General features: G+C 33.9%; 23 protein-coding genes and 3 pseudogenes. 10 read left to right on the top strand and 16 right to left on the bottom strand.

The annotated features are described in order from the left end of the window. On the bottom strand, positions 1-291 hold the full coding sequence (locus Wcon_RS01320) for a co-chaperone GroES (protein WP_114516931.1): 291 nt from the start codon (positions 289-291) through the stop codon (positions 1-3). A 124-nt stretch (positions 292-415) separates the two neighbouring features. Here Wcon_RS01320 and ygfZ point away from each other — a divergent pair. Then, positions 416-1,214: pseudogene (gene ygfZ / locus Wcon_RS01315) on the top strand (CAF17-like 4Fe-4S cluster assembly/insertion protein YgfZ). Positions 1,215-1,319: 105 nt separating this feature from the next. Here ygfZ and Wcon_RS01310 read toward each other — a convergent pair. Together Wcon_RS01310 and Wcon_RS01305 are read right to left on the bottom strand one after the other, a co-directional pair. Then, positions 1,320-1,580 carry a type II toxin-antitoxin system RelE family toxin gene (locus tag Wcon_RS01310; protein WP_255351233.1) on the bottom strand — a complete coding sequence of 87 codons (261 nt, stop codon included), beginning with the start codon at positions 1,578-1,580 and terminating at the stop codon, positions 1,320-1,322. Positions 1,581-1,588: 8 nt separating this feature from the next. Next, positions 1,589-1,840 carry a hypothetical protein gene (locus tag Wcon_RS01305; RefSeq protein WP_047758704.1) on the bottom strand — a complete coding sequence of 84 codons (252 nt, stop codon included), beginning with the start codon at positions 1,838-1,840 and terminating at the stop codon, positions 1,589-1,591. A 125-nt stretch (positions 1,841-1,965) separates the two neighbouring features. On the opposite strand from Wcon_RS01305, the gene Wcon_RS01300 reads away from it, so the two are divergent. Then, complete coding sequence (locus tag Wcon_RS01300) at positions 1,966-2,187, top strand: hypothetical protein (protein WP_114516930.1); 222 nt, start codon at positions 1,966-1,968, stop codon at positions 2,185-2,187. Positions 2,188-2,610: 423 nt separating this feature from the next. Here the strand turns inward: Wcon_RS01300 and tatC are convergent, their stop codons facing one another. Further along, positions 2,611-3,360, bottom strand: coding sequence for a twin-arginine translocase subunit TatC (tatC, locus tag Wcon_RS01295; RefSeq protein WP_114516929.1), 750 nt, complete (start codon positions 3,358-3,360; stop codon positions 2,611-2,613). 3 nt (positions 3,361-3,363) lie between these two features. Next, entirely contained in the window at positions 3,364-4,335 is a 972-nt protein-coding gene (gap, locus tag Wcon_RS01290) for a type I glyceraldehyde-3-phosphate dehydrogenase (protein WP_047758707.1), read from the bottom strand. A 159-nt stretch (positions 4,336-4,494) separates the two neighbouring features. Between gap and Wcon_RS01285 the strand changes: the two genes are divergently transcribed. The 4 genes from Wcon_RS01285 to Wcon_RS01270 all read left to right on the top strand — a co-directional run bounded on the left by Wcon_RS01285 (position 4,495) and on the right by Wcon_RS01270 (position 9,176). After that, positions 4,495-4,854, top strand: a complete 360-nt coding sequence (locus Wcon_RS01285) for a hypothetical protein (RefSeq protein ID WP_047758708.1) — start codon at positions 4,495-4,497, stop codon at positions 4,852-4,854. A 249-nt stretch (positions 4,855-5,103) separates the two neighbouring features. Next, positions 5,104-5,952: a hypothetical protein gene (locus tag Wcon_RS01280; protein WP_114516928.1), complete on the top strand. Its 849-nt coding sequence runs from the start codon at positions 5,104-5,106 to the stop codon at positions 5,950-5,952. A 466-nt stretch (positions 5,953-6,418) separates the two neighbouring features. After that, positions 6,419-6,952 carry an HK97 family phage prohead protease gene (locus Wcon_RS01275; protein ID WP_114516927.1) on the top strand — a complete coding sequence of 178 codons (534 nt, stop codon included), beginning with the start codon at positions 6,419-6,421 and terminating at the stop codon, positions 6,950-6,952. A 118-nt stretch (positions 6,953-7,070) separates the two neighbouring features. After that, a complete protein-coding gene (locus tag Wcon_RS01270; protein ID WP_114516926.1) occupies positions 7,071-9,176 on the top strand; it encodes a coiled-coil domain-containing protein in 2,106 nt (701 codons plus the stop codon). On the opposite strand, the gene Wcon_RS01265 is transcribed toward Wcon_RS01270, so the two are convergent. The 4 genes and pseudogenes from Wcon_RS01265 to Wcon_RS01260 form a co-directional block, all read right to left on the bottom strand. Next, positions 9,160-10,413: a CCA tRNA nucleotidyltransferase gene (locus Wcon_RS01265; RefSeq protein ID WP_114516950.1), complete on the bottom strand. Its 1,254-nt coding sequence runs from the start codon at positions 10,411-10,413 to the stop codon at positions 9,160-9,162. The two genes, Wcon_RS01270 and Wcon_RS01265, sit on opposite strands and share 17 nt — an antisense overlap. A gap of 147 nt (positions 10,414-10,560) precedes the next feature. Beyond that, positions 10,561-10,641, bottom strand: a pseudogene (locus Wcon_RS13260) (WPE palindromic element domain-containing protein); the annotation flags it as partial. A gap of 503 nt (positions 10,642-11,144) precedes the next feature. Beyond that, positions 11,145-12,146: an OTU domain-containing protein gene (locus Wcon_RS11345; RefSeq protein ID WP_179947452.1), complete on the bottom strand. Its 1,002-nt coding sequence runs from the start codon at positions 12,144-12,146 to the stop codon at positions 11,145-11,147. Positions 12,147-12,292: 146 nt separating this feature from the next. Next, positions 12,293-13,450, bottom strand: coding sequence for a hypothetical protein (locus Wcon_RS01260; RefSeq protein ID WP_114516925.1), 1,158 nt, complete (start codon positions 13,448-13,450; stop codon positions 12,293-12,295). 110 nt (positions 13,451-13,560) lie between these two features. Between Wcon_RS01260 and ychF the strand changes: the two genes are divergently transcribed. Next, positions 13,561-14,655 carry a redox-regulated ATPase YchF gene (gene ychF / locus Wcon_RS01255; RefSeq protein WP_114516924.1) on the top strand — a complete coding sequence of 365 codons (1,095 nt, stop codon included), beginning with the start codon at positions 13,561-13,563 and terminating at the stop codon, positions 14,653-14,655. Positions 14,656-14,762: 107 nt separating this feature from the next. On the opposite strand, the gene Wcon_RS01250 is transcribed toward ychF, so the two are convergent. Together Wcon_RS01250 and glpX are read right to left on the bottom strand one after the other, a co-directional pair. Further along, positions 14,763-16,154 (bottom strand): hypothetical protein, encoded by a 1,392-nt coding sequence (locus Wcon_RS01250; protein WP_179947451.1) that lies wholly within the window; start codon positions 16,152-16,154, stop codon positions 14,763-14,765. A 120-nt stretch (positions 16,155-16,274) separates the two neighbouring features. Beyond that, positions 16,275-17,198 (bottom strand): class II fructose-bisphosphatase, encoded by a 924-nt coding sequence (gene glpX / locus Wcon_RS01245; protein ID WP_114516923.1) that lies wholly within the window; start codon positions 17,196-17,198, stop codon positions 16,275-16,277. 123 nt (positions 17,199-17,321) lie between these two features. Between glpX and Wcon_RS01240 the strand changes: the two genes are divergently transcribed. The 3 genes and pseudogenes from Wcon_RS01240 to Wcon_RS01230 form a co-directional block, all read left to right on the top strand. Next, on the top strand, positions 17,322-18,782 hold the full coding sequence (locus Wcon_RS01240) for an ankyrin repeat domain-containing protein (protein WP_237349964.1): 1,461 nt from the start codon (positions 17,322-17,324) through the stop codon (positions 18,780-18,782). Positions 18,783-19,250: 468 nt separating this feature from the next. Continuing rightward, positions 19,251-19,448 carry a hypothetical protein gene (locus Wcon_RS01235; protein WP_114516922.1) on the top strand — a complete coding sequence of 66 codons (198 nt, stop codon included), beginning with the start codon at positions 19,251-19,253 and terminating at the stop codon, positions 19,446-19,448. Positions 19,449-19,592: 144 nt separating this feature from the next. Further along, a pseudogene (locus Wcon_RS01230) lies at positions 19,593-19,996 on the top strand (hypothetical protein); the annotation flags it as partial. Between the two features lie 118 nt (positions 19,997-20,114). Here the strand turns inward: Wcon_RS01230 and Wcon_RS01225 are convergent. The 5 genes from Wcon_RS01225 to Wcon_RS01205 all read right to left on the bottom strand — a co-directional run bounded on the left by Wcon_RS01225 (position 20,115) and on the right by Wcon_RS01205 (position 23,843). Next, the gene (locus Wcon_RS01225; RefSeq protein WP_047758719.1) at positions 20,115-20,522 is read right to left on the bottom strand and encodes a nucleoside deaminase; all 408 of its coding nucleotides are present in this window, start codon (positions 20,520-20,522) and stop codon (positions 20,115-20,117) included. A gap of 127 nt (positions 20,523-20,649) precedes the next feature. Beyond that, positions 20,650-20,841 (bottom strand): hypothetical protein, encoded by a 192-nt coding sequence (locus Wcon_RS11715; protein ID WP_237349963.1) that lies wholly within the window; start codon positions 20,839-20,841, stop codon positions 20,650-20,652. A 40-nt stretch (positions 20,842-20,881) separates the two neighbouring features. Continuing rightward, positions 20,882-22,489, bottom strand: a complete 1,608-nt coding sequence (locus Wcon_RS01215; protein WP_114516921.1) for a CTP synthase — start codon at positions 22,487-22,489, stop codon at positions 20,882-20,884. Further along, positions 22,489-22,809 (bottom strand): preprotein translocase subunit SecG, encoded by a 321-nt coding sequence (gene secG / locus Wcon_RS01210; protein WP_114516920.1) that lies wholly within the window; start codon positions 22,807-22,809, stop codon positions 22,489-22,491. Before secG ends, Wcon_RS01215 begins: the two co-directional genes overlap by 1 nt. 95 nt (positions 22,810-22,904) lie before the next feature. Beyond that, positions 22,905-23,843: an IS110 family RNA-guided transposase gene (locus Wcon_RS01205; RefSeq protein ID WP_114516788.1), complete on the bottom strand. Its 939-nt coding sequence runs from the start codon at positions 23,841-23,843 to the stop codon at positions 22,905-22,907. Positions 23,844-24,048: the final 205 nt, after the last annotated feature.

Here is a 24,048-nt window from a genome sequence, read left to right as displayed (position 1 = left end):
CTATTTGATAACAGCGAGTATATCTGATTCCTTCATTACGATATACTTTTCATTATCATGCTCTACTTCTGTTCCAGCCCATTGGCGATAGAATATTTTATCACCAGCTTTTACAGTTAAAGCTACGCGCTCTCCGCTTGAGCTGCGTGAACCACTACCAATTGCTATAATTTCACCTTTAGTAGGCTTCTTTTCAGCGCTTGACGGAAGTACAATTCCACCTTGTTTTTCTTCGTTGATAGGCTTTACTAATACGCTATCATCTAATACACTTAAGTTTACGTTTAACATTTGTCTTTCCTCATTAACAAACTAACCTACAGTTCTATGTAGTCATCTAAAGGTTACATTTCAAGGGTTGGGGTTAGTAAGATACAAGAAAAAGTGTATAATTTAAGATTTGAATAGAAGTTTTATGGGTTACATACCGCTACCAAACCGTGGTGTAATATCTTTATATGGACCAGATACAAGAGGTTTTTTGCAGGGTATTATAACAAATGATATCAATAAGTTGGATAGTCAAAAGGCCATTTACTCTTTATTACTTAGCCCTCAGGGAAAATACCTATACGATTTTTTTTCTTATTGAGTATGACAAATATATTTTTCTTGAGTGTGAAAACACTCATCTGCAGCAAATAATTGAAAAACTAGATTTGCTTAAAACTTACTTGAGAGTGAGGATTAAAGATGTTAGTTCGTTGCATGAGGTTGGAGTCTTGTTTAATACTAAATTAGCGGAGGATAGTAATGAATCGCAAGTTATTTTTCAAGATCCAAGACATAGATCTTTAGGAATGAGGATCATACATAAGGGTAAAATAAAGGAATTAGCTGGAGATTTTACTCAATATGAAAAAGTTAGAATTCAAAATCTTATTGCAGATGGAGCGAAAGATATGGTGCAAAATTCGTCATTCCCGCTGCAATACTTAATTGATAAGATAAATGGCATAAGCTTTAATAAAGGGTGCTATATAGGTCAGGAAGTTGTAAATCGAATGAGCAGACAAGAAGCATTCAGAAGGAAACTTTACCTCGTTGAGGGAAAAAATGCACTTCCAAATATTGGCACTAAAGTAATTAGTGAAAATAATGAAGAAGTAGGAGAACTGCGCTCTAGTGTGGACAATATTGGACTTGCATTGCTTAATACTGAAAAAAGCCATGCAAATTTATATGCAGGTGGAGTTAGCATTAAGACGTTATAATGGGAATCAATTTTTCGTGTTTACCAATTTAGATTGCTGGCTAGCTATAAATCAAATGTTAGGAGGAGTGGCAGTATTGCAGGTAAATTTGCAGTATAACTGACTTTAATTTTTCTTCCTATAAGATTCTTTTCTGTGTTTTATTGAAGTGATAGTTACTTCGCACTCTGCAATGTCTACTGTATAGATAATACGATAATCGCTAACTTGTAGCCTTCTGTGCCCTTTAAGTTCGTAGAGCAATGGTGCACCAACTTTCATTGGTTCATCTGCAATTCGCTCGTCTATAGCTCTTATAATACTTTTCTTGATTGGTGACGATAAAGCAGGGAAATCTTTCTTAACAACGTTTTCTAAATAAGTAATCTTATATTTCAGTTTGTACCCTCAACTCTTTTAGCTAATACTGTATCCCAGTTTATATCCTCGCTTCTAATCTTTTTCGTGCCTGGAACATCAAGCTCAGCAGCACGCTCGATTAGTATTCTATCTTCCTCAAGTTCAATTGCTTGTTGCATTAACTTCTCTGTTAATTCTTTTACAGATTTGTTTCTTACTTCAGCAAGTCCAGTAAGGCACTTCGAAGTTTCTTTGCTGAAAGTTATACTAAATCTTGAATCTGCCATAAGTTTTACCAAAAAAGTATAGTAATAATTATACAACATTTTTCTGAAATTTTCAATAAAAAAAACGTATCTGAAAAGTAATTATACTATTATCGATATAGTATTAATACTTTAAGGAGAATATTATGGTAAATGATTTAAAACCTAAACAAGATTTGATTCCATCGATACTTAGGACATACGATCCACATCATGATTGCCACAGAAATTGTGAAACTATGCATCCTTTCAAGGCATGCTGCGAGTATTTAATATCAGTAAAGAGAGAAGATGGTAGCAAAAACTATCTGTGGCTGCTCTTTAGCAGTGTTAATCGCTTGGTGTTGGGGCTATTCACAACATTGTGAATAACTCAGTTGATAATCCAGTGGAATACGTAGTTTACGCGTTATTAGTACTTGAGCATTTTTCGATGCTAATCTGGAGGTGCAACAGGCACTTTTTTATGCTGTTTGAGAAGAGCAAAAATTGCATTTTCTCTTGCTGAAAGCTTGTGTTGCTTATATTTTCCATAATATATATTATGTAATTTTCGATACTAATGACTGTAAAGCTTCTAGGTCATTTTTGATTACTACACTAATGTTAATTTGGTCTAACACCTTGTGACTACTGTTAATTTTCGGTAGACTTTCGTCCTTGTCTCGCCGGGATGCCCAGAAGGTAGCTAGTAAAGGGCAGTTTACATAATTCCACTATCAATGTTAATATACTCAAGCAAGAAAAAGCGCTCTGGTGTTCATCCTTTTTTTATAGCTAATATTCTTGATTCAATCCTTTGCTTTCTTCTCAATATATCTACATATTAGGATAGAGAGCTCGTATAGTACCAGCATTGGAATTGCAAGTCCTACTTGGCTTAGTACATCAGGTGGAGTTAAGATTGCGGCAATAGTGAAAATTACCACTATTGCAATTCTGCGTTTATTTGACAAACTTTGTGCAGTGAGTAGCCCTACCCTCACCATTAAGGTGAGTATGACTGGAATTTGAAATGCAGTACCAAACGCAAACATGAATTGGAGAACAAGGTCTAAATATTCACTAACTGATGGCATAAACTCTATCGGTATACCGAAAGACTTTCCACTATGTTCAAAAGCAATAAAAAATTTCCAGGCCAAGGGAAATATGTAGTAATAAACTACAGCAGCTCCCGTTATAAACAAAACTGGTGTTGCAATTAAGTATGGCAGCAACACTGCCCTTTCGCGTTTATATAATCCAGGTGCTAGAAACATATAAAATTGCCATGCAAACACAGGAAAAGAAAACAAAAGTGCACTCATTATTGCAACCCTGAGATATACGAAAAACGCTTCTGTTAAGTCTGTATAGATTAGAGAAAAATCATCACTATCTTTTGTAACTTCTATTAAAGGTGCAAGTAAAAAACGGTATGTATTTTCTTTAAAGTAGTAACAAAAACCGAAAGTAACACAAAAAAATAGAAAGCAAAAAATAACCCTTTTTCTGAGTTCCGCAAAGTGCTCATAAAATGAAGCATATTTTTTATTCATACTTTACAATAACGCTATGTCTAACATCCTTAGTGAAAAAGCCCATTCATTATCGTACCACGCTGCAACTCTACAGATATCACCTGTGACATATGTACCAGCTAAATCCACAATTGCACTATAAGGGTTATGAACAAAGTCTATTGAAACTAAAGGTTCTTTACATATGGAAAGTACATGATTTGCTGAATTCTTAAACATTTCATTTATTTTTCCAACTGTTACCTTCGTATCAGTCGTAAATTTAAAATCAACCATAGAAACATTGCTAACTGGAACTCTAATGGCAGTGCCATCTAGCTTTCCTTTTAACTCAGGAATAACAGAACCAATAGTTTTTGCTGCCCCAGTTGTAGTTGGCACCATAGACAGGCCACAAGCCCTTGCCCTGCGCAAGTCTTTATGATTGCCATCAAGAATATTTTGATCATTTGTATAGGCATGTATAGTGGTCATAAAACCGCTTTTTATACCTAAATTAAAATGTAAAACGTGTACAATTGGAGCCAGACAGTTTGTAGTACAAGAACCTGCTGAGATCACTTTATGCTCCTTTTTGAACATATCGTTATTTACGCCGTAAACTATAGTTACGTCAGCATCTGAAACTGGAGCAGAGACAATTACTTTTTCTGCATTATGCTTTGCTGCTTTCGCACGCTTGTTGAATGCACCAGTGCATTCAAGTACCACATCAACATTCCAAGGAATATTCTCAGGATTCCGTTCTCTATATAAAGAAAACTTTTTACCATTTATAGATAGCCAATTTCCAGACTCGTTAAAATCAATATCACCACTGAATTTACCATGAACAGAGTCATATTTAATCAAATGTGCATGCTGCTCAGCACTGAGTGACCCATTTACAGCTACGACTTCTATTTGCTCACCATATTTTTCTATTTCAAAAATAGCACGCAATACACTTCTGCCTATTCTACCAAGACCATTAATTCCTACACGAATTGTCATTTTTCCATCTTAAAAGTTTAATTATAGGGAATATTGCCTGATATTTCATTCTATTCTTTTAGTTGTTAATCCTAATGTTATAATATATTGATGCTTATCTTGACTAAAGAAACTGTATCACTTAATTAATAATATCTAAATTTTAACTTGGAGTAGGTTATGCATGGATTACCAATGACAAATTCAGATAATCAGTATCAGCAAAGAAAAATAGAAGCATTGCAAAAAGAAAATAAAGGACTGTCAGAAAAAGTGAAAACACTACAGAAAATGTCAGTGCTGCACAATGAAATGCTAGTAATGCTACAGTGGAAATCAATAACAGAGAAACTGCGCACAGAAATATTAAAAAAACTGCTAGAAGCACCTCAAGAAGCAGCAGCATTTCAATTAGAAGAAAGAGATGAAGATCAGCAAGTAATAGAAGACATACTGGATATGCAAGAAGAATTTGAATCTTCACAAAATTTGGAAAATGCTACCACTGAACAACAAAATATGCAAGGACAGAACATATAGCTCTTTCCTACTCTTCAGAGTTAGCTAAATAGCTGACTCTGAAAAGTAGATAACAATTAGGGCTTCTTTTACCTTTTTTATTTAGTAAATTCCTTAATATTTCTAATTATAAAGAACCCGTCAGTTATTTTTGTATTTTACGGCTAAGGATATTACTCTTTGGTATTTTATTCTTTAATATCTTAATAATTAACTTGATTAAGTAACTATAGCACTATATTATTTAACTAAATATTAATGGTAATTATCATGGATTTAAAAAACTTACAACAAGAGTTGCTTGGAATAATTTTTTTCATACTTGCACCAATTAATGCAGAAGAGGAAAAAGATATGAAAGAGCGAGCATTAAAGATTATTGATGAATTAAAAGATCATATTAATGATGATATAGAAATGAGTGATCTGAGAATGCCAATTTTAGGCTACATTATCCTTTGTGATAGTCAAGATAACGTAAGGTTAAATAACAGATCATTGTTAGACTTAGAAGATGCCGTCAAAAGTATTGGAGGGAAAACTTCACAAGAGTTAGGGCGAGTAAATCAGATTCCACAGCAACCAAATAGTATTGGGTTAGCGTTAGCAGAAGCTGCAATACAATATGAGGCGCATGTGAGAGAAATGGAAGAGAGAAATGTAAGGATTATCACCTCAATTGGAGTATTAGGTATAACAGCCTTAGGAGTGAATCTTGGAAAATCAAAAGTGAGTGAAATTATTGGTACAACACTTGGAGGACTATTATCCATGCCAATAATGGTCATGTTACCAGCATCAATAGCAGTAGCGTTAAAAAACAGGAATTCAGGGCTTAGAGAAGTAGTACAATATTCTCTTGATGCAACAAGTAAACCATCGAGGATTGGGTTAGTAGCAGCTTTAGGAGCAGGCGCGATGATGTTAATTAACAATATAACTAGCAGCAGCGCTGAAACAAATATGGAATTATTAGGCCCTGGTTTTATAGCTGCAACTGGAGCTGGAATTGGTGCTGCATTGTCAACGGCTTTAGCGAGAAGGATGTTTGCTACTATCTCTACAAATTTGGAAAACGCTACCACTGAACAACAAAATATGCAAGGACAGAATAGATAGCTCTTTCCTACTTTCTCCTTTATTGTTATCCCAGGTGACACTGGGATAGCACTTTCTACTATGCAAATTACCTATAATGTTCGTACAGTTGTAACTTGACCTACTAATTGCAAATCATACAGCTGGATTTTGCAGTCTAGAAAAGCTCAATTTATTTTCTTTTAGTGATTAATTGTTAGTTTAAGTAATTATATTAATATAATAAATACTTCCTTAATATACTAGTATTTACCTTGACTACACAACTATAGTGCTGTATCATTTATACTTAAGCTTTAATAGTGGGGTATACACAAGGATTAGAAAATTTACAGGAAAGTTTGTTGACTAGCTCCCCTACCCTTCTGTATAAAAACGACAAATTTTATAACTAAAAAAAGTACTTCCCCATTTTCAGAGCACTGCATATAATTTTATTATATGCAGTGCATTGCAAAACAAAATTCCCAATACTACAGGAGGCTTTATGAATAAGAAATTTTTCTATTCACCATTGTCAATAAAAAGCATAGGAGAGAATGGCGTATTTTCTGGATATGCGAGCGTTTTTAACATAATTGATAAACAAAATGATCTGATATTGCCTGGAGCATTTAAGGAAAATTTAAATAAAAACAAGATAAAACTTCTTTGGCAGCACAATCCAAGCGAACCTATAGGTAATATTATAGATATTTGCGAAAATGATGTTGGCCTATATATAACTGCACATTTGCTTTTGGGTATCCAAAAAGCAGAGGAAATATATTTAATGCTCAAAACTGAGACTATTAACGGGCTTTCGATTGGTTATATACCTATAGAGTATGATGTTGATCGTAAAAGCGGAGCTCGAGTGTTAAAGCAAGTGGAATTATGGGAAGTTAGTTTGGTCACTTTTCCTGCAAATTTGGCAGCTCAGGTAATTAATGTGAAAAATCAGCACAATGAACAAGAAATGTTAGCAAGAGCAATAGAAAGAGCAAATTCTGTGCTTACGAACACGTGTATTTCTGCTTGAAGTGTGTAAAACTTTACCATAGTTTTACATTTGTATTAATATTTATTTAATATTAATACAAATATATATAATTTTATTACCATTAAAAATTTCAAAGTAAGAATAATGAGGTAATTTTATGCTGAATACTAACAATATGGTTAACTACAAAATTAATATTAAACAAAAGGAAAAAAAATACAGCTTATCTACTGTGCTTGCTTGGCTATATCTAAAAACAATTGGACGAATACTGCCAAAGAGATGGAGTAAATGGGCAGAGAATATCCTATATTACAATAAAGTTATTGCAGATCAGACTGATGCTCTTAAAGCAGTAGATCAAAGTATTCAAGTTCCTGAAGTTGTAGCACAAGAGATTCAGAGTGAGATAATGAGTGAAGATAAAACTACATTTCAATATATGGCAACGCAAACAGACGGTCTTATAACAGTAGATGAAAGTGTTCAAGTTGATTTAAAACTTGAAGCTACAAAAGAAGAGAGTGAAGATGAAGGAGTTTACTTCAAAGTAAGTGGTGAATCCACTGATGAAGACTGCTCTGATATTGAGGTGGATGGCGATGAACCACAAACAATACCCATAAATGATTCAGTGTCAGAAGAAACTGAGCAATTAAGATCACAACTTGAAAGTGATTATGTAGAACTAAAAAGCGTTACAAATCAAATAGAAAAATTACATGAGGAACAAATAAAGGAAAATTTAGTAGAGATGGAAAAAAAAGACGAAAAAATAAGCAGCTTAACGCAATTAAATAAAGCTTTAGAACAAGATAAAAAAGTAATGAATGATAAAAATAAAACCCTACAAACAGAAGTAATAGAACTTAAGAGTAAGTTAAAAAGCAAAATTAGTAACTTAAGTCGAGAAAAAGAAACTCTACAATCAAATGTAAATATATTGACTGTTCAATTACAAAGCGCTCAACAACAATTGGAGAGAGAGAAAATTGATTTAGAAGATAAATTAAAAGATTCAAGTAGTAAGTTAAGTGCTGCTGAAAAAGAGAACAAGAGGTTAGAAAATGAAGTTACCGAGTTACAAGAACAAGTACGGACATTAGAAGAAAGTAAAGAGTGGGAATCAGCTGGAATAGATGATAGCTTAAAGAAAACTTCTTTTGATCTAACAGAAATGTTAAAAGAAGAACTTGCAAAGCAAGAGAAACAAATTGAGCAGTTACAAAAGGAACGGAAACAAGCAGAAGATCAATCAAAAATTGATATTAAAAAACTACAGGAAGAAAAAGAAGGTCTATTGGTTAAAACAGATAAATTGAGGAAAAAATTAGAATCTTCGCACAGTGTTGCACTATCATCGATTCAAGCACATTCAGAAACACTTGGAGAAAATTACGAGTTAAAAATACAGAAAATTGAAAATTCAACAGCTGGAGGTGAACAACAAAATGGAAAGTTAACAGAAGATACACAAGAGCAAACAAAAGCTAAAGAGCTAGATACAATGAGTATAGTATCTATTGCAAAGTCAACTACCAAATCAACTCTTTCAAAATTGTCTAACAAGATTTTTGGGAATGAGAACCTCAATAAATTTTTATCTGATAAAAATAAAGAGTTGAAAAAAGGTTTTCCTGAATTTGAAAAGAAACGCTTTTGCCATAATGTGCTTACGAAAACTATAAAGTCTCTATCAAATCAAGGTGATGGTAAATTTGAAAGCAATAAGTTACTTGAATTACTAGAAAGTAATTTTACAAAATCTGCAAGAGAGATCATAGAAGCCGAAGTTAAAGGAGTTGTCAAAAAATATTGTGATATTGGAAAAATAGATAAGGAGCTACGTGATGGCGTATTAAAAGGTAAGCTGTTACCTTCTGTTAAAAAATGCATGAAAAAGTTAAGTTGGAATGAAAAAGGTGCTGCTGCAATCACAGATTCTGTCTTGCAAGATTTTCGTAGCAGAAATAACACCGATAATGGTTTACTCAAAGAAATTGTTCTGGAGGAGTTAATAAAAGGTAGAATGAAATTTTTTTCAAGTAATATCCAGTCGTTACAATTGGCATCGAGTATAAGGGATACATTTATATCTCCAGATCAGAGGATGTGCAATAAAATTACAGGAGAAAAAAATGAATACCAATTAACAGAAAAAGCTAAAGAGGAATATCCACCTAATTCTTCCATGAGTCACACTAATACTGTAAATATATCTTTTTTATCAAATAATAAGAGAGTAGCTAGAGCAGGTTCTTAGCATAAAGTATCAGCTCCTCTTTTGTTAAAGTGTAGGAGCTGTTTTCCCAGTGTTGTCTTAGCAATTCTAAACTCCTACCCAAACTTTTTCCTGGCTGGTGACCTATACTTATTAAATCATTGCCAGATAAAGGAAATTTTGGAATATTGAATGTATTAGCAAATGAAATATATTCATCAACATTTGTTTCAGATTCAACACCACAAATCTTCATTAAATCACAATATAATTCTATACCAAATAAAGATATGTATTTTTTTTGCTCTTTCTCTGAAAGCTCTGTTTTGATATTGTTTGATAATAAAAATAACAGTTTTTTCTTTTGCTTATTTGAAAGACGTAAAAACTTGCTCACGTCTTCTCCAAGACTTCCGGCAGTCCTAAGAAGCAACGCTAATTTTACTAATGCATCGATTGGTTTGGTGTCATTCGAGTAGCTGACACTGGGATCTAGGAAAGGTGTATGGCCATACGCTGGGATGACAGAGGGTTTTGTAAGAGGTTTAGTGTTGATAAGAAGTGGTGAAGATAAAATTTCACATTTTACTTCTTTTGGAATAATTTTTTGTAGAACATCAGACTTTTGCATGCTCTTAAGTGTTGGAACAGGATCATTGCACTCCAACAGTTTAAATACTTCTTCTCTTATTCTCTCTCCAGAAAGATTTTGGATCATGTGTGAATGTTTTTTGCATACATCTAATATTTCATCACTTAAATCTCCTATGCATATTTTAGCGTGAAAACGAAACGCTCTTAAAATACGTAAATAGTCTTCCTTAATTCTATCTTCAGCATTGCCTATAAAATTTAACTTTCGTGCTTTTAAGTCCTGAGTGCCACCAAAGTAATCGTATATATGGCCATGCTTGTCTGCATAAAGAGCATTAAACGTAAAGTCGCGCCTTGAAGCATCAGCTTGCCAATCATTGGTAAATTCTACCTTTGCATGCCTACCGTCACACTTTACATCATGCCTTAGTGTCGTAATTTCAAAAGACCTCTGATTTAAGATTGCAGTGATAGTTCCATGTTTTAAGCCAGTTGGAATAGTTTTTATATTACGGAGTTTTAACGCTTTAATTGCTTGATCAGGCAGAAGATTGGTAGCAAGGTCAATGTCGTGAACGTCACGCTGCAAAATTGAATCTCTAACACACCCACCAACAAGTCTTGCCTCACCACCAAATTTCTCTATAGCATCAATAATTACACTAGTTTCGTGATCAATTCGCATTTGGGTTATACACATTGAAGATCATATTACACAAAATGCAAAATTTTTGCAAAAAGCCTCATATAAAAATATATAGGCAGGAGAGTGGTAAAATAAGGTAGGCAAAGTAAAAGTAAGTCTACAACAAACCCAGTGCCCAGACACACAACTGTACGAACATTGTGGTTTGTAGGCAATTCGCGTAGCAGATGGTGTCATTCCAGTGCTTGACACTGGAATCCAGTTTTTTCATGATCATCAAAATGTTGTATTTTAACATAAAACGGCTACTTTTCTGCTTACCAACTTAATAAAATTCCTGGATCCCAGTGTCAAGCACTGGGATGACACCAAAGGGGCTACTCGTATGACACCTTCTTTATTAGCCCAAATCACAGTGTTCGTACAGCCATATGCGTCAAATTAAGGAAAAGTGACATAAGAAAGAAGAGAAGCGGTAAAAATTATTTTAGACATTAAACGATAAAATTAGTAATTTATAGACTCTTTAAAAAAAATTATCTTATTTTAGATCAAGATTTCTTAAAAAATAAATATAACAAATAAACCTTAAATGGTTGCTATATTGGGCGTATTCTCTTAACTTGACGCGTATGGTTCGTACAGCTGTACGCTTGACACTGGGATGACACCATTGTAAACATCTAAGCTTAAGCATTAGATAGAAAAGTTTGAATAACACCACTTTTACTTCAATCTTCACACATTAACCATGCTTCTGAATAGAGCTATTATTTCACAAGTATTTGTTGCTGCTGATCTTCTATTTTTACTTCTTCCATACTACATCTTGGGTTAAGAGACTGTGCATACTCCTGCCCTTGAAGCCGCTTTGCATATTCTTGCTTTTGAAGTTTCATTGCTAGCGAATAATCTTCTCTTTCTTGAAGTTGCTTTGCAAGCAAGAAATCCTGTTGTTCTTGCGTTTGTTTTGCTAAGATTTTATTTCTATTAAGCAGTGGTTCAAAATGGGCATGGCCCCTATTTACTATATGTAAGACACTATTATCAGTATAATTTACCCTATTATATTCACCTACATTTTTTGACCCTGAACTACCTATTAATTGATGCAAGAACTGATCTTGCTGCTTATCAGTAGTATGCCATGGATTACTCTCTACAATATGCAATTTTACACCATATTTTTCGCAAAGTATTCTACCTTCAACTTCGGGATCACCCCATCTATTATTAGACATAATATTTGCTGCATAAGCATTCAAGTTTTCATTACGGCGCTGGCCATTATTATCATAGCTATGAGAGATAGAACGTCTAAACCACTCTGGAGGATTGTTTTGCGAAAATCTCTTACAGTCAGTCCTTAACTGCTCTACAGTAACCTGTATCCCTGTTTGCTGCTTTAGACTATGCCTGAAAGAATCGAAAAAACAGCTTCCATTACTAATTGCCTGCCCTACATAGAAGTTATCAATTTTGTTTAATTTTTGTTCTTTATCGCCTTGTTTTTCTGCCTTTTCAGTAGCTTCTTTCTCTAAATCGAACATTTCATTCCAGTTATATCTACCTTCTAATCCTAGCCTTCTACTTTCCTTTTCTGCTGCATTAGCTAAGTCTTTTTTGGAAATATCCTGCTTACTTTTAAATAATTTGTATAAAGCTTTGAAAAGTGATATCAAAGCAGTTCTGAAATCAAAGTTTTTTTCCTTTTTGATTATATTGACTTCTATGTCATGTAAATCTATTAGTAATTGTTGATTTAAGTTCATCCCTCTAAGCTATATATTATTGTACCAATAAAAGTATCAATAAATCATTAATTAAGCACATCCTTATATTTTATTTAGTATAAATCGAAAGAATTAAGGTAATTTTACAGAACGCCCCATATAGAGGTATATAGGGCTATGAAAATCTACTGTGCAAGTATTTGTTGCTGTTGACTAGATAGTCCTTGTATTTTTGCTTCTTCCATGCTACAAGATGGACCCAAAAACTTCTGCTTCTCAGAGCGCTCTATGCGCTGCTTTATATCACTAACGCACTGCTCTATAACATCGTGAACTCTTCCTCCAGGATTTTCTCTCAATAACTCATCAAACCTCTTCTCAACTTCTACCCTCTCAGAGATATCCTTTGAAAGGTTACAATATTCTAAGATCTCATCTATCTGAAGTTGTTTTGCTAATAGAAAGTCTTCCTGCTCTTGAACTTCCTTAGTTACAACCTTAGCTCTAGAGTAATGATTCTCCCCAAGATATATTGTTTCTCGCTCTTTACTGCCCCATAACTTACCGTTTAATTTATAACTCTCACGATTACATACCTGATTTAGTTGATCATCATTTATCATTTCAGGATTTGGTTCAAACTTTTTTCTACCGCTAACTTCATAATGGACATTAATTTCAATGTTAGCTAAAGAAGCTAATATCTGAACTTCTTCAATGAAAGGAAAATAACTTTTACTTTCTATTGCTTCTAGATAAGCTCGGTAGAGCTCAGGCTCATTAAGAAATGAGCGTGCAATAAAATCACTTCTATATTCGGCATTATAGTCATTTTTACCAATGTTATAAAGAGCTTCTGCATATTCACTTAGATCAGACATAGCTTGATCATGCGATATACTAAATTTGCTAACAGCTTCACTTACTAACCTCTTCACCTTACCTTCAGCATTTCCAATTTCCCTATTTGTTTGCTCAACCAACTCCTTTATTTTATCAGACTTGCCAGTTAAATTTTCTGGTTTGTTTAAAAATATATTAAAAATCTTTTCTAGCTGATCTTTTAAAGGAGCTGGTATACTTGGATCATCTAAAGATGTAAATCGACTTAAAAATTTGTGCCATTCCATTCTCATATCTTGCGCTCTTTCAGCCTTATATGAACCGGAGCTGTTATCACCAAACACTGCATGGAAAAAGCAGTTGCCATCACCCACAGTATCATATTTAACTACTTGGCTATTAGAAAGTTTTTCTTCTACATCACTCCCTGAAATCTTGCGCCTTTTTGCATCAACATCAAGAAGATTGTTTGGTAATTTTTGTTTCTCAGCTATAATCATAATTTTTACCTTACTTAACTTAAGCTATATACTAATAAAATTGTTAATAAGTAATTAAGTATAGCAAAAATTCTTGAATTATGCAATAACTATAATTTTATATAGTAAATATGAGCTTTAATTGTGGCATAGTTGGACTGCCAAATATAGGAAAATCAACCTTATTTAATGCGCTTACAGAGTCAAGTGCAGCGGAAGCTGCAAACTATCCTTTCTGTACAATTGAGCCCAATGTTGGCAAAGTGCCAATAAGAGATCAGCGTTTGAAACAAATTGCCGCGATTGCTCACTCAGAGAAAATAATCTACAATCAATTAGAAGTTGTGGATATTGCAGGTTTGGTGAAGGGCGCAAGCAAAGGTGAAGGACTCGGAAACAAATTTTTGAGTCATATCAGAGAAGTTGATGCTATTGTTCATCTGCTCAGATGCTTTACAGACGACGACATTAGCCACGTTCACAATAAAATAGATCCAATATCAGATGCTGAAGTGGTGGAAATGGAATTAATTCTAGCTGATATTGACAGTATAGAAAAAAGGCTACCACAACTTGAAAAAAAAGCAAAGCAAGGTGATAAAGAACTAAAGAAACAGCTTGAGTTGACTCAGGAAGTTTTAGCTACTTTAAAACTTGGTAAGCCTGCAAGAAGTTTAGAGCATATTGATGAAGATGAAATGAAGTTGCTTCAATTGCTGACAACAAAACCTGTTATGTACGTCTGTAATGTTGAAGATACGCATATCATAACTGGTAATGAACTATCTAAAAGGGTGGAAAAAATGGCAGAAGAAAATAAAAGTAAATTTTATTGCATTTCAGCAAAACTCGAAGCAGATATTGCAAATCTTGGTAGCGAAGAAGAAAAACAGAGTTTTTTATCAGAATTTGGCTTACAAGAATCAGGACTTGATGGAGTAGCGCGTATTATGTATGAAGTGCTGAGTATGATAACTTTCTTTACTGTGGGCCCTAAAGAAGCACGGGCATGGCCAGTAAAAATAGGATCAACAGCTGACAAAGCAGCAGGTGTAATTCACACTGATTTTGAAAAAGGCTTTATAAAAGCAGAAACAATAAGTTTTGATGATTACGTAAAGTATGGAAGCGAATCAGCCTGTAAAGATGCAGGCAAAATTCGCTTCGAAGGCAGAGACTATATCGTACAAGATGGTGATATAGTGCACTTTAGGTTTAATGTGTAATTAATACACAAATCCTTAATACCTTCCTGATGCAGCCCATGAATTTTCATAACTACACGGCATAATTGCAATCCCACTACTATCCTATTATACCAGTTCCATCAAAGTCAGTCATATGATCTTGCAGTACGAAATTTTCTTATCTCTTCTTCATCTATCTCCTCTTCAGATAAAGGAGAGAAAGAGAATCGCCCTATCCCCAGGTTATCAAGTTTACTTCCAGGGGTTTCATCACATCTCTTTATTATCTCTTCCTGCGATTGTACATCTTGTTTCAGATATTCTTCTAAAAACTCATGTAAAGCTTTACCTTCTATAAGCACATCTTCGTTTTGCTCAGCTAATTTCAAAATTTCGTCTAATTCAACATCTTTATCATTAATAGTTGCCTTCCCAATCTCAATTTTCCCAGAATTTACATTTAAACTAATAAAGCAGTTAACTTTCTCATTTTTTGCACCCCATCTAATTTCCAAGTTGCATATTGCATCTTCTTCAAAGCAGTAGTTTCTTTGTTGCTTTTCATTCTTTTCAATCGTTACGGTTCTTTTACCATTACTGTGTATTTTTACTCTTTCTACCTCATTTTTATTCTTTTCCATCCTTTCAATTTTGTCAGTGAAAAGACGGCTGGTTTCTAAACTCTGTCCAGGTTTAATAATATTTATACTAAGATTATTATAATGATTAACAAAACGCCCTGCCTTTTCATCTGGCCAATAACATCCATCAAAGAAACCTATTAGATTATCTTCTCCTAGCAATTCTTTTGCATCATTCATCCCTTCACTAATTCGAAGAAGATACCTACCTAACCTATTTTCAAAATTCTTTTTCTGATCTTCATTAGTAAACTTCTTATCTAATATATTCATTATTTCTTTTTGCTTACTTAATATCGCATAGTTGAAAAGAAAAATATCCTTTTCTCTTCGATAATAATTTGCTATTTTATCAAATGGATCCGCAGGCCAGCCTCTATTATAATTTATAGCATCCTTATCATCCTTACACACATTATCCTTGAGGCCAAAATTCAACTTTCTAAAATTTGATAATACTTCTTCTACCCTATCTTTGAAAAACTCAAGTTTATCTTGAAGCTCTTTTTCATAACTCATCCCTTCTCTAATCCTAGAATGAATATACTCACCCAATCTCTTTCTAAACTCTTCTTGTCTTTTGAGATCAGGAAGCTTATTATCTAATATATTGACTATCTTATTGTACTTATTTAACACTAAATAGTCAAAAAGGCCCCTCTCTTTTTTATACTTCTCTGCTATTTTGTTAAAACACTTACTATCATTATAATCCAATTTCTCAAAATCCTGGAGTACACTCTGTATTGCAGGATCAATTTGAGAATTTGTTTTAGGAGATGGGGTAACTACGTTTTCTTTACTTTTTCCTTCAGGAATAAAATTATTGTTTTTTTCAGACTGATAACCTTTCCAATTGAATTTATTAATAAGCCAATTACTAAAACCACTCAACATTGTGCACCCCTTATATTAATAAACTTAATTATAACTTAATGCCAAATGTTGTAAAGCTAAAATTAATATGTAAACTCATTTTTTTATAGGACAGCTATAGATAGCTTCTACAAAAAATTTTCAAGATATTGATTTTGTTTGTATTTTTATTACTTTACCAGGCAATATTATTAATGAATGAGTCAGACAAATATCTTGGCTAAATTTTACTCCATCCACAAATTCTCCACTTGTTACTCCAGTTGCAATAAATACTGATTCACCCTTTGCCATATCTTTTATGGTGTAGATTTTTTCTGGGTCATGAATATTCAGACTTTTTGCTCTTTCTTTTAATTGATCCGTGTCAAATATTAATCTTCCCTCCATCTGTCCACCAATTGAACTCAGCGCTGCAGCTGCAAGCACTCCCTCTGGTGCTCCTCCTGTGCCAATGTACATATCGTGATTGCCATTTATTAGTGAAACTACAGCAGCAACATCACCATCATCTATTAGCTTAACTTTTGCTCCTAACTTCCTGATTTTCACTATTAATCCATCGTGTCTTTCACGATTAAGTATAGTTACTGTAAGATCATTTACTTTGCATTTTTTTGCCTGAGCTAGATTGTCTAAATTTTTTTCGACGCTATTTTTTAGTGAGACTACACCCTCTGGGAGATTTTTTCCTACTGCTATCTTTTCCATATAAACATCAGGTGCATGTAAAAAATTACCTTTTTTCGTTGCAGCAAGAACAGACATTGCTCCTTGTTTATAATGAGCACAAATTGTGGTACCCTCAAGTGGATCAACAGCGATGTCAATCTCAGGGCCACTTCCTGTACCAACCTTCTCTCCGATATATAGCATTGGTGCTTCATCTCTCTCACCTTCGCCAATTACAATCGTACCATTTATTTCTATTGAATTTAATACTCTACGCATTGCATCAACTGCAACTTGATCAGCTCTTTTTTCATCACCTAAACCTGCTAATTTATGTGCAGCAAGTGCTGCAGCTTCGGTCACTTTCACTAACTTGTAGGCTAAATCTTCCATCATTTGCTCGAGAATCATGAATTAAAGAATCCAATATATATCATGCCATTTGAGACTGCAAGATTCCTTGACTGATTGTGGGAAAGTTAGTATAATATAAGCATTATAGTAGTAGGATTAATTATGGCATATAGTAATGATGATATTGAAGAGTTATATCGGACTGTAGGTAATATTATAATAAATAGTATTAAATATAACTATAGCATCAATAATCTTGAAGATTTACAAAACGAACTAAAGAAGAGTAGATTTACTAAATTTAAGGAAACTAATTTTCAAGATAAATATGAAGGAGGCCATTCATTAGGAGACTTACTTCTAAAACTTGCAGATGAAAGTGACAACCTACGTGTTAGGGAATTTTTCCTTAAAAACGGATTCGAGCTTCCTCCTAAGCAAGAACAGATAGCTGCAGCGATAAATGAGGAAGAAGAGGAGCAAAACACATCTAGTGTAGAAGAAGATAGAGCAGAACCTAGCAACAAAAATGAAGATGATCAATTTTCTACATCATACAACAAGATAAGGAAAATTGTAGCTAGTAATCCTAATATAACTGCTCAGGAATTTGGTGAGAAGCTAAAACAAAGTGGGACAACAGATGCAAAGATTTGTGATTTATTTATAGATATCCTCCGCCCAGGGAAAGATGATATTGTAAACGATCATGATACATTTCTCAAAACTATTGAATTGCTCGCTAAGTCAAACATTAAAATTGACATTGGAGATACTGTTTCTAAAACCGTATTGGATTACGCTGTGGTAGGTGAGCAACTTGACGTTATAAAGATATTTTTGAATAGCGGTAAATTTGATCAAGAAAGAAAATCAAATGCTTTGTCTATCGCCATTAATGGAAGTAAAGTTCAAGAGTTTGAGATATTTTTAGATTACATAGATCATGCGGAAATACTAAATATTCTTAATACGGCTCCTCACAATGAGAGCGCTGAAGTTATGAAGATACTCTTGAATAACAAGAGATTTACTGAAGAAGAGAAAGTTCAGGCTTTGAGTGACGCCATTATGGATGGTAATGCGCCAAGAGTTAAATTACTTTTAGATTATATGACAGGTATACCAGAAGATGGCATAAGAAATCTTCTAGAAATAATTGAAGAGGAAAAATTATCACTTAGAGAAAAACTTGAAATAGATTCTGAGTTTAAAGAAGATCCCAACAATTCTGATCATCATAAATACTACTCAAATATTGCAATAATTAAATTGCTTGAATCATCAATAGAGAAGAAAAACACACCTCATGTAGAGAAAGAGAACACAGGTACTGATCAAACTGCCAAGCCAAGCAATGAACAAGAAACTAAATATAAAGAAAGCACAAAGGATTTTTACACCTCATTAGCAAAAGATGTTGTTGGAGTTGTTATTACAGGATTGTTTGTTGCTGCTGCTGTGATGGTTCCATCTGCAACTGGTGCAGTAGTTTGTGGTGTTGCAGCTACCTTGATTGCAATAGTAACCGGATTACATATAGCAAGTTCTACATTGCCAAGTTATAGAGAAATGAGAGAAAATAAGGTTGAATGTGTAAATTCAAACCTTAGAACCTGTTAAGAATCTCTAGATGATGAGGTAAAATAGGCATAGATTAAGAATGAGGTATATCTATGCAAAACAAGTGATATAGATCGAGAGCAATTTGAAAAAATCAGGCCAATACTGGAGAGCAGCAGGAAGAAAACAAGACCAAGAAAAATGTGAGCTATATTTTTCAATAAAGAACTGTATTGACAAGCAATTCCAGACTTAGTATATAGCTTTTGCTGATGTTAAGGAGAAATGACACAGACTAAGTATAGTATTGCAAGACATCATTAGGAATAGGGAGGGTATGCCAGCGGCTGGATACTTAATCAAGTTAGTACTAATCCAGTTGTAACTAAAAAAGAAAAGGTATGACGATTGTTGAATCAGCCGACCTAAAGGCAATTAAATCTATTTATAAGGAGGTTTTCAGTGTCCACTAAAAAATGAATAATTCCTACAATTTTAGAGCATAGATCGAATAGAACTTCTGGTAATTTGGCTGTAGGTTATAAAAAAGAGGATCAACAGGGCCATGCTTTTATTAGAGGACGGGAACCAAAACAACGATTAACATTAAAGCTTTCACCTGATTTTTGTAGAAAAGTGAAAGAAATAGCCTTTAAAACAGAAGATACAGTTTCTAACATTGGATTCAGGGCTTTAACGGAATACATTAAAACCTTAGAGAAATAAGTTGTTGATCAGCTGTTTGTCCTTTTATATTCATAATATAGGAGCACTTTCAACTTCTCTAATAAGAATATGCTATAATTATATGCTTTTATATGTGGATAACTTCTTTGAAATCTAGAAAAAATAGATAGAAGGATTCTATCGTATACAATTCTTACTGATAATGGCATACAATTTGCCAATCAGAATCGTCATAAGTATGCTTTTAAGCATATATTTGACCGCATTTGTAAAGAAAATAACATTGAGCATCGGCTAACAAAAGCCAGCCACCCATGGACAAATGGTCAACGTACATTGAAGGATGTGAAAAATACTACTACCAAACAGCTGAAAGAGCATCTTTCTTCGTTATGGCTTGCAATTACGCAAAACGGCTCAAAATTCTCAAAGGTCTTACTCCTTATGAGTTCATATGCGGTCAATGGACAAAATCTTCAGAATTGTTTATACTAAATCTACACTACCACTCTTTGGAGCTATACACTAGACTTGAGGAGGAATTAGGTTATTTGGAATTTTACTATAATTGGTGCCAGCTCACTTAATGGAAAAATTCCTTATGAAAAGTACTTAGAACTTATTTATCAGACTCCACTGCAGTTGATACAATTATAATACAGATTTTACTCAAAAAATATTGAAATACTCTCTATGAATCACTCACTAAGCTCTTAGTTTCTCAAAGAAGTCTTTTAACAAAAGAGAACATTCTGTTTCCAATATTCCACCATAAACTTCAGGTATGTGGGTACAGAATTGAAATATTTTAGCACCGTTTTCAACTCCTCCGCCTTTGGGATTGTAAGCTCCAAAGTACAACCGTTTAATTCTTGCAAAAGAGATAGCCTGAGCACACATCGGGCACGGCTCTAACGTTACGTACATATCAGCATCATAAAGTACTGATGTTGAAAATGCTTTTCTAATCGTTAACATTTCTGCATGTGCAGTTGGGTCATTAGATATATTGTGTGCAGAGGAGATGATATTGTTTCTACTCACTATTACAGCACCTATTGGCACCTCACCATTTTTCTGAGCAAGTTTGGCTTGCTCTATGGCAAATTCCATGTATTGGTACTTAAACATTAGGTGCTTAGACAAATATAATTTTCTTTTCTTGATTTTTCTATTTTTTGTAGATTATAGACTTTACTAGAGACCATTGTCCTTTTTACAGGGCTATCTATTTCTCGCTTTAAATATTTTTTATTTCTTCTACCGATCTGAGTTCGTTTACGGCTACACCTACTTCTTCCATTATATCAATTATGTCCTCTATAACTTGATCCTCCTCTAATTTATATATTATTTGCTCTATATGCCTATGCAACTTCTCGAAGGTTACAGGTCTATATGTGATGGTGTCTTTACTGTTTCCTAGTAGCATTTTTTACCTCTCTATTCAGAATCTTATCTATTAAGTTCTATTAAACCCTATTGTCAATAGCTGCCTTAATAAATGATGTAAAGAGAGGATGAGGAGAAAACGGCTTTGATTGAAATTCTGGATGAAACTGCACACCAATAAACCACGGATGACTCTCTAACTCCACTGCCTCTATGCACGTTCCATCTTCTGATATGCCACTGCATAGAAGCCCATTTTTTTCCAAATCATCTTTATAATCTGAATTGATTATGTATCTATGCCTATGCCTTTCTGAAATAGTAGTGTTACTATATGCATCCATCATTTTAGAGTTTGCATTTATATTACACTTGTATGCCCCAAGTCTCATGGTTCCACCAAGATCGTCGTCCTGATCGCCAGCTAACTTAACGATTGGATGTCTACAGTTATGAAATTCTTCAGAGTGTGCATCTTCAAGCTTAATAACATTGCGAGCAAATTCAATTACTGCGAGCTGCATACCAAGACATATTCCTAAAAATGGAATATTATTTGTACGGGCATAGTTTATTGCTAATATTTTACCTTCTACTCCATTATCACCAAATCCCCCTGGAACAAGGATTGCATGAGAATTCCGTAGTTTTTCTCTTATAAACTTTTCATCTATAGATTTTCCATTCTCTTCTCTTGAGTTGACCCAATTTACCTTTATTCTGGCTTTATTGCTAATTGCGCCATGATTTAGTGCTTCAATCAGTGATTTATATGCGTCAGGAAATTCAGTATATTTCCCTATTATGGAAACAATAACTTCTTGTGTTGGGTGTCTCATAGAGTGTACTATTTTGTCCCATTCAGTTAAGCGTGGTTTTGGCTTACTCAAATGAAAGTGGTCCAAAATTTGTGTACCAAGCCCACATTGATTATACAAGATCGGCAGCTCATATATATGATTTATATCAGGAGCAGGTATTACATTAGATAAGGAAACATTGCAAAGATTAGCTATCTTTTCTTTTTGATTATTGGAAATTTCTTTTTCACAGCGACATACTATAATATCCGGTTGTAATCCCACAGAGTTTAATTCTCGAACTGAATGCTGTGTCGGCTTCGTTTTTAATTCTTGCGCTGCAGTGAGATATGGTATTAAAGTTAAGTGGATAAGGATAACTTTTTGCTTTCCTAATTTGTAATTAACTTGGCGTATGGCTTCCAAAAACGGTTGGCTTTCAATATCACCTACAGTTCCACCTATTTCACATATTATAAAATCTAAATCTTCCGTACCATTAAAAATAAACAACTTAATTAAATCTGTCACATGAGGAATGATTTGTACAGTTTTGCCTGAATAATCACCACGTCTCTCTCTCTTTAGTAACTCATGGTACACTTTACCAGTTGTTATATTATCGTCTTTAGTTGCTTTAATTCCAGTAAAACGCTCATAATGCCCAAGGTCTAAATCAGTTTCGGCGCCATCCTCAGTAACGAATACTTCCCCGTGCTGAGTTGGACTCATTGTTCCAGGATCAATGTTTAGATATGGATCAAGTTTTCTAATATGGATTTTAAAGCCGTATTCTTGAAGAAGTGCACCTACGCTTGAAGCAACTAAACCTTTACCAAGCGATGATACAACCCCACCTGTAACAAAAATAAATTTAGCCTCTTTCATTAATTTTCAAATGGAACAGAAGTGGATTTGTTTTCTTGTTTTTTTTCTAATATAATCTTTTCTGCAATCGATTTTTTATGTACGTCTTTTGAGCATAATCCTGACAATAGCAATGTGTTTATAATAAATAATCCAGCAACTATAGCCGTTATTCTGCTGAGTGGATTTTCAGAAGACTTTACTGGAATTATCGAATTGACTCCTTGCTGTGAACTACTAAAGCCACTTAATGAACTACTTCCAGGTGGCTGTAGGAGCACTAAAATTACCAATACAACAACTAATATTATTTGAAGTGCACTGAGTACTGTTACTGACATTATGAGTAGAGCTAAAAATAAAGATTTTAGGAGCGTAAGGCTCATAAGTCAAGAATATCTTTACCCGAGTAACTTGACTACTGGAATCTACCGTCTTAAGCGTCAAGATAAAAACTATTGTTTTTTACCATGGCATTTAAACAAATAATGATTTTTCTCATGACAGCAACTAATGCAACTTTAGCGGCTTTGCCAGAAGCAACTAAGCGCTGATAAAGAGCTTTCATTTTCCTGTTATGACGCATTGCGACCACAGCAGACATGTATAATGCTTTTCGAGCATAAAACCTGCCACCTATGATTTGAGCTTTGCTTACCTTTCTTCCGCTTTCATTAGTTTTTGGTGCAACTCCAATTAGACAGGCTATTTCTTTATTATCTAATCTACCAAGCTCAGGTACTTCTATGAGTAGGATACTCGCAATTTTGCGTCCAATACCTTTATAGCTAGTTAGAAGTTTGCTTTTTTCCTTCAAACCAGGGTCAGAGTCTATTATGTCTTCTATGTCTTGCCTAACTTGCTCTAATTGTTTTTTGGCAAATTCTATCTGCTTTACTATATATTCTCTGGCTTTTCCTGTCACATTATGTAAACGACACATATTTGCGTGAACATCATCGCTTAGATTACGCTCAATTGCTCTTAGTTCTTTTAGTTCTTCTTGTTTTTGTGAAACTATACATTCTACTACCTCATCGTTTTTTGTGATAAATTCAGCATACTTTTCTAGCAATTTTGCATCTAATTTGTCTGTTTTTGCAAAATGGTTACAAGCTTTCGCAAACGCATATACCCGGTTTGGGTGAGCTCTATGCACAACTATACTATGTTCTTGTAACAATTTTACGACAAGTTTTTCATAACCGCCTGTTGATTCTACTACACATAATTCAACAAATACATTAACTATTTTTGACTTTATAAACTCAGATATAGCTTTTTCTGCATTTTCTATACGCTGATGTTTATTGTTGATTGAAATATCAAGTGTCTCTTTTGAAACATCAATACCCATAAAAACTGTTCTAGCCATTTTTGCACCTATAAATTATAATCAAATAACAATATAAATGATGTACAGGATTGTGATTCGATCTTTTAGATCCCCCTACCGTTCGTACTACATTTTTTAAGCAAGGAGTGTACTGAGATTCCTACGATTTCTATCAATCAATCCAATTGACAGTATCACTCCTTGCTCATTATAGCCTTGCGACTTTGATTTAATATACAATCCA

Source organism: Wolbachia endosymbiont of Cylisticus convexus (assembly GCF_003344345.1).
This window is presented reverse-complemented; position numbering and strand designations above follow the sequence as displayed.

What these genes read in the sequence shown, in the direction of transcription:
- Wcon_RS01320 (WP_114516931.1), bottom strand. Translation starts at nt 291, where the DNA reads ATGTTAAACGTAAACTTAAGTGTATTAGATGATAGCGTATTAGTAAAG.
- Wcon_RS01305 (WP_047758704.1), bottom strand. Translation starts at nt 1,840, where the DNA reads ATGGCAGATTCAAGATTTAGTATAACTTTCAGCAAAGAAACTTCGAAG.
- Wcon_RS01300 (WP_114516930.1), top strand. Translation starts at nt 1,966, where the DNA reads ATGGTAAATGATTTAAAACCTAAACAAGATTTGATTCCATCGATACTT.
- tatC (WP_114516929.1), bottom strand. Translation starts at nt 3,360, where the DNA reads ATGAATAAAAAATATGCTTCATTTTATGAGCACTTTGCGGAACTCAGA.
- gap (WP_047758707.1), bottom strand. Translation starts at nt 4,335, where the DNA reads ATGACAATTCGTGTAGGAATTAATGGTCTTGGTAGAATAGGCAGAAGT.
- Wcon_RS01285 (WP_047758708.1), top strand. Translation starts at nt 4,495, where the DNA reads ATGCATGGATTACCAATGACAAATTCAGATAATCAGTATCAGCAAAGA.
- Wcon_RS01280 (WP_114516928.1), top strand. Translation starts at nt 5,104, where the DNA reads ATGGATTTAAAAAACTTACAACAAGAGTTGCTTGGAATAATTTTTTTC.
- Wcon_RS01275 (WP_114516927.1), top strand. Translation starts at nt 6,419, where the DNA reads ATGAATAAGAAATTTTTCTATTCACCATTGTCAATAAAAAGCATAGGA.
- Wcon_RS01270 (WP_114516926.1), top strand. Translation starts at nt 7,071, where the DNA reads ATGCTGAATACTAACAATATGGTTAACTACAAAATTAATATTAAACAA.
- Wcon_RS01265 (WP_114516950.1), bottom strand. Translation starts at nt 10,413, where the DNA reads ATGCGAATTGATCACGAAACTAGTGTAATTATTGATGCTATAGAGAAA.
- Wcon_RS11345 (WP_179947452.1), bottom strand. Translation starts at nt 12,146, where the DNA reads ATGAACTTAAATCAACAATTACTAATAGATTTACATGACATAGAAGTC.
- Wcon_RS01260 (WP_114516925.1), bottom strand. Translation starts at nt 13,450, where the DNA reads ATGATTATAGCTGAGAAACAAAAATTACCAAACAATCTTCTTGATGTT.
- ychF (WP_114516924.1), top strand. Translation starts at nt 13,561, where the DNA reads ATGAGCTTTAATTGTGGCATAGTTGGACTGCCAAATATAGGAAAATCA.
- Wcon_RS01250 (WP_179947451.1), bottom strand. Translation starts at nt 16,154, where the DNA reads ATGTTGAGTGGTTTTAGTAATTGGCTTATTAATAAATTCAATTGGAAA.
- glpX (WP_114516923.1), bottom strand. Translation starts at nt 17,198, where the DNA reads ATGGAAGATTTAGCCTACAAGTTAGTGAAAGTGACCGAAGCTGCAGCA.
- Wcon_RS01240 (WP_237349964.1), top strand. Translation starts at nt 17,322, where the DNA reads ATGGCATATAGTAATGATGATATTGAAGAGTTATATCGGACTGTAGGT.
- Wcon_RS01225 (WP_047758719.1), bottom strand. Translation starts at nt 20,522, where the DNA reads ATGGAATTTGCCATAGAGCAAGCCAAACTTGCTCAGAAAAATGGTGAG.
- Wcon_RS11715 (WP_237349963.1), bottom strand. Translation starts at nt 20,841, where the DNA reads ATGCTACTAGGAAACAGTAAAGACACCATCACATATAGACCTGTAACC.
- Wcon_RS01215 (WP_114516921.1), bottom strand. Translation starts at nt 22,489, where the DNA reads ATGAAAGAGGCTAAATTTATTTTTGTTACAGGTGGGGTTGTATCATCG.
- secG (WP_114516920.1), bottom strand. Translation starts at nt 22,809, where the DNA reads ATGTCAGTAACAGTACTCAGTGCACTTCAAATAATATTAGTTGTTGTA.
- Wcon_RS01205 (WP_114516788.1), bottom strand. Translation starts at nt 23,843, where the DNA reads ATGGCTAGAACAGTTTTTATGGGTATTGATGTTTCAAAAGAGACACTT.